Origin of the sequence: Streptomyces sp. SA15 (assembly GCF_002291145.1) — a bacterium.
Classification (GTDB): Bacteria; Actinomycetota; Actinomycetes; order Streptomycetales; family Streptomycetaceae; genus Streptomyces.
On record NZ_NTGE01000119.1, the window covers coordinates 1 to 3,976 of the forward strand.

The following is a 3,976-nucleotide window of genomic DNA, read 5'->3' on the forward strand; positions in this document are numbered from 1 at the left end:
CCGCCGCGATGCCGGCCAGGGCGAGCGGCAGCACGCTCGCGTTCAGGGCCGAGCCGCGCGGGTCCTTCTCGGGGGCGGCCACCACGTCGACCGTCCTGATCCGAGTGCCCGCGGCGGACGCCTGCTCCGTCACCGTCTGCTGCAGCATCTGGGCGACGATCGGGCTCGCGGCGGAGGCGGTGAGCAGCTCGGGCCCCTGGGGGGTGACGACGATCGCTCCGTATACGGTCCGGTCCTCGATGGCGTCCCGGGCGGCGGCCTCGTCGGCGTACCGGTGGATCTCGAACGCGCCCTCGCGCTGCCGCAGCTGCTGCTCCACCTGAGCCGTGGCGGTGGCGGGGCCGGCCACGCCGAGCGGCAGGTCGCGGGGTGCGGTGCGCGCGGCGGGCCAGGCGAAGGCCCACAGGGCGAGGGCCGCGAGGAGGGGGACGAGGACGACGACCGCGATCACGCGCCGGGCCGCGGCCTTGCTGGAGGGGGCGGAAGCGGTGGACATGGGGTCTCCTCCGGGACGATTCTGCGTCGCTTCGGTCTGGGTCTCAAAAAGTCCGGGACTCAAAAGTCCGGGGCTCAAAGTCCGGATTCTCAAAAAGAAGGATCGTTCGTTTTAGCTGTGCCCCCACCGTGCGCCGCGGAGGTCCGGCTTGTCAAGAAGGAACGTTCGTTTTAGGTTGGCGGTCATGGCACGCGTAACCCAGGCCCACCTCGACGCCCGCCGACGGCAGATCCTCGACGCCGCCGCGCTCTGCTTCGCCCGCAACGGCTTCCACGCCACGTCCATGCAGGACGTCCTGAAGGAGGCCGACCTGTCGGCCGGTGCGGTGTACCGCTACTTCAGCGGCAAGGAGGAGCTGATCACCGCAATCGTCTCCGAGGTGCTGGGTGGGGTCCGCGCGGCCTTCGAGGAGGCGGCCGGGCAGAGCCCCCCTCCGCCGCCCGACCGCCTCGTGGCCGCTGTCCTGAGCCGGACCCTCGCCCTGCGCGAGGGCCTCACCCTCGACGGCGCCCCCGCCTTCCCGCGCCTGGTCGTCCAGGTGTGGTCGGAGATCCCGCGCAACGCCGAGCTGGCCGCCGTCCTGGGGGAGGGGTACAGCGCGGTGCGCGCGGCGTGGGGGCGGATCGTGGAGGGCTACCAGGAAGCGGGGACGATGCGCTCGGACGTCCCGCCGGATCACGTGGCCCGCACCATGATCGCCGCCGTACTGGGCTTCATCGCTCAGCAGTCCCTTTTCGGGCCCGCCCCCGTGGAGGTCCTGCGGGACGGCCTGCGCGCGTTGATGAGCATGCCGGACGCCGAACCGGAAGCCTGAGGATCACAGCTCGGTTAACTTGCACGAAACTCGATCCAACTAGCCTGCCCATCCACGCCACCAGGGACTTTGCCCCGTGGCTGCGGCAACCGGGCCCCGCACGGTCCGGAGCGAGGACTGTGAGGTGGGACGTGCAACTGACCCCGCACGAGCAAGAGAGGCTGCTCATCCACGTGGCGGCCGACGTGGCCGAGAAGCGCCGGGCCCGCGGGCTGAAGCTGAACCACCCCGAGGCGGTCGCGCTCATCACGTCGCACATCCTCGAGGGCGCGCGGGACGGCCGTACCGTCGCCGAGCTCATGTCCTCCGGACGCAAGCTGCTCACCCGGGACGACGTCATGGAAGGCATCCCGGAGATGATCCACGACGTCCAGGTCGAGGCGACCTTCCCGGACGGCACCAAGCTGGTCACCGTCCATGACCCGATCGTCTGAGGGGGCCTCGATGATTCCCGGAGAGATCCTGTTCGCCGAGGGCCCGATCGTCTACAACGAGGACCGCGAGGCCACCCGGCTGACCGTCCTCAACGCTGCCGACCGGCCCGTCCAGGTCGGCTCCCACTATCACTTCGCCGAGGCCAATCCCGGTCTGGAATTCGACCGCGCGGCCGCGCGTGGCAAGCGGCTGAACGTCGCCGCCGGCACCGCCGTGCGTTTCGAGCCCGGGATCCCCGTCGACGTCGAACTCGTCCCGCTCACCGGCGCCCGCGTGGTCCCCGGCCTCCGCGGGGAGACCGGAGGTGCCCTCGATGCCTGAGATCTCGCGTGCCGCGTACGCCGACCTGTTCGGCCCCACCACCGGCGACCGCGTCCGGCTCGCCGACACCGATCTGCTGATCGAGATCGAGGAGGATCGTTCCGGCGGGCCCGGGCTCGCCGGGGACGAGGCCGTGTTCGGCGGCGGCAAGGTCATCCGGGAATCCATGGGGCAGTCGCGTGCTACGCGCGCAGAAGGCACTCCGGACACGGTCATCACGGGTGCCGTCATCGTCGACCACTGGGGGATCGTCAAGGCCGACGTCGGCATCCGCGACGGCCGGATCACCGGGATCGGCAAGGCCGGCAACCCCGACACCATGGACGGGATCCACCCCGAGCTCGTGATCGGCCCCGAGACCGAGGTCATCGCGGGCAACGGCCGGATCCTGACCGCCGGGGCCGTCGACGCGCACGTCCACTTCATCTGCCCGCAGATCGCCGACGAGGCGCTGTCCGCCGGTATCACGACTCTGGTCGGCGGCGGCACCGGTCCGGCCGAGGGATCGAAGGCGACCACCGTCACGCCCGGCCCCTGGCACCTGGCGCGGATGATGGAGGCGATGGAGCAGTACCCGCTCAACGTCGGGTTCCTCGGCAAGGGCAACACCGTCTCGCACGAGGCGATGCTGTCGCAGATCCGCGGCGGCGCGCTCGGTCTGAAGCTGCACGAGGACTGGGGGTCGACGCCGGCCGTCATCGACGCCTCGCTGACCGTCGCCGACCGGACCGGCATCCAGGTCGCGATCCACACGGACACGTTGAACGAGGCGGGGTTCGTCGGGGACACGCTGGCCGCGATCGCGGGGCGAGGGATCCACGCGTACCACACCGAGGGTGCGGGTGGCGGGCACGCGCCGGACATCATGACCGTGGTGTCCGAGCCGCACGTGCTGCCGAGTTCGACGAATCCGACCCGGCCCTTCACCGTCAACACCGCCGAGGAACACCTCGACATGCTGATGGTCTGCCACCACCTGAATCCGGCGGTGCCGGAGGACCTGGCCTTCGCCGAGTCCCGGATTCGGCCCTCGACGATCGGGGCGGAGGACATCCTCCACGACCTGGGCGCGATCTCGATCATCTCGTCGGACGCGCAGGCGATGGGGCGGGTGGGCGAGGTCATCATGCGGACCTGGCAGACGGCCCATGTGATGAAGCGGCGGCGGGGTGCGCTGCCGGGCGACGGGCGCGCGGACAACCGTCGTGTACGTCGCTATGTCGCCAAGTACACGATCAATCCCGCCGTCGCGCAGGGCCTCGCCCACGAGGTCGGCTCGGTGGAGACCGGCAAGCTGGCGGACCTGGTGCTGTGGGAGCCCGCGTTCTTCGGGGTCAAGCCGCACCTCGTCGTCAAGGGCGGGCAGATCGCGTACGCCCAGATGGGCGATGCGAACGCGTCGATCCCGACCCCGCAGCCGATCCTGCCGCGCCCGATGTACGGCGCGATCGGGCGGGCGCCCGCGTCCAACTCGGTCAATTTCGTGGCACCGCTCGCCGTCGAGGACGGGCTGCCGGAGCGGCTCTCGCTCGGGAAGCGGTTCGTGGCCATCGAGTCGACGCGCGGGGTCACCAAGGCCGACATGCGCGAGAACGACGCGCGGCCCCGGGTCCAGGTCGATCCCGACAGCTTCGCCGTGCACATCGACGGGGAGCTCGTCGAGGCGACGCCGGCCGCCGAACTGCCCATGGCCCAGCGCTACTTCCTCTTCTGATGTCCCGGGCAGCGCTACTTGTTCTGGCCGACGGCCGCTTTCCCGCCGGGGGGCACGCGCACTCCGGCGGGGCCGAGGCGGCCGTCAAGGCCGGGCGTGTCACGGGGGCGGCGAGCCTGGAGGACTTCTGCCGGGGGCGGCTGCACACGGCGGGGCGGGTCGCGGCCGCGCTGGCCGCGGCGGCGGCACCCGGTGT

The 3,976-nt window shown here is 71.3% G+C and carries 5 protein-coding genes and 1 pseudogene; 5 read left to right on the plus strand and 1 reads right to left on the minus strand.

Features of this window, described 5'->3' with window-relative positions; genetic code table 11:
* Positions 1-496, minus strand: a 496-nt coding sequence (locus tag CLM62_RS27760; RefSeq protein WP_143659161.1) for an ABC transporter permease, incomplete at its 3' end; no start/stop codon positions are given.
* Positions 497-680: 184 nt separating this feature from the next.
* On the opposite strand from CLM62_RS27760, the gene CLM62_RS27765 reads away from it, so the two are divergent.
* The 5 genes and pseudogenes from CLM62_RS27765 to CLM62_RS27785 all read left to right on the plus strand — a co-directional run.
* The gene (locus CLM62_RS27765; protein ID WP_095752645.1) at positions 681-1,310 is read left to right on the plus strand and encodes a TetR/AcrR family transcriptional regulator; all 630 of its coding nucleotides are present in this window, start codon (positions 681-683) and stop codon (positions 1,308-1,310) included.
* A 131-nt stretch (positions 1,311-1,441) separates the two neighbouring features.
* Positions 1,442-1,744 (plus strand): urease subunit gamma, encoded by a 303-nt coding sequence (locus tag CLM62_RS27770; protein ID WP_010988499.1) that lies wholly within the window; start codon positions 1,442-1,444, stop codon positions 1,742-1,744.
* A 10-nt stretch (positions 1,745-1,754) separates the two neighbouring features.
* On the plus strand, positions 1,755-2,066 hold the full coding sequence (locus CLM62_RS27775; RefSeq protein WP_095752646.1) for an urease subunit beta: 312 nt from the start codon (positions 1,755-1,757) through the stop codon (positions 2,064-2,066).
* The gene (locus CLM62_RS27780; protein WP_095752647.1) at positions 2,059-3,780 is read left to right on the plus strand and encodes an urease subunit alpha; all 1,722 of its coding nucleotides are present in this window, start codon (positions 2,059-2,061) and stop codon (positions 3,778-3,780) included. Before CLM62_RS27775 ends, CLM62_RS27780 begins: the two co-directional genes overlap by 8 nt.
* A pseudogene (locus CLM62_RS27785) lies at positions 3,780-3,976 on the plus strand (urease accessory protein UreF); the annotation flags it as partial. The gene CLM62_RS27780 and the pseudogene CLM62_RS27785, both read left to right, overlap by 1 nt.

Bases quoted from the DNA above. Each gene is read 5' to 3' on its own strand.
- CLM62_RS27765 (WP_095752645.1), top strand. From the start codon at position 681: ATGGCACGCGTAACCCAGGCCCACCTCGACGCCCGCCGACGGCAGATC.
- CLM62_RS27780 (WP_095752647.1), top strand. From the start codon at position 2,059: ATGCCTGAGATCTCGCGTGCCGCGTACGCCGACCTGTTCGGCCCCACC.
- CLM62_RS27775 (WP_095752646.1), top strand. From the start codon at position 1,755: ATGATTCCCGGAGAGATCCTGTTCGCCGAGGGCCCGATCGTCTACAAC.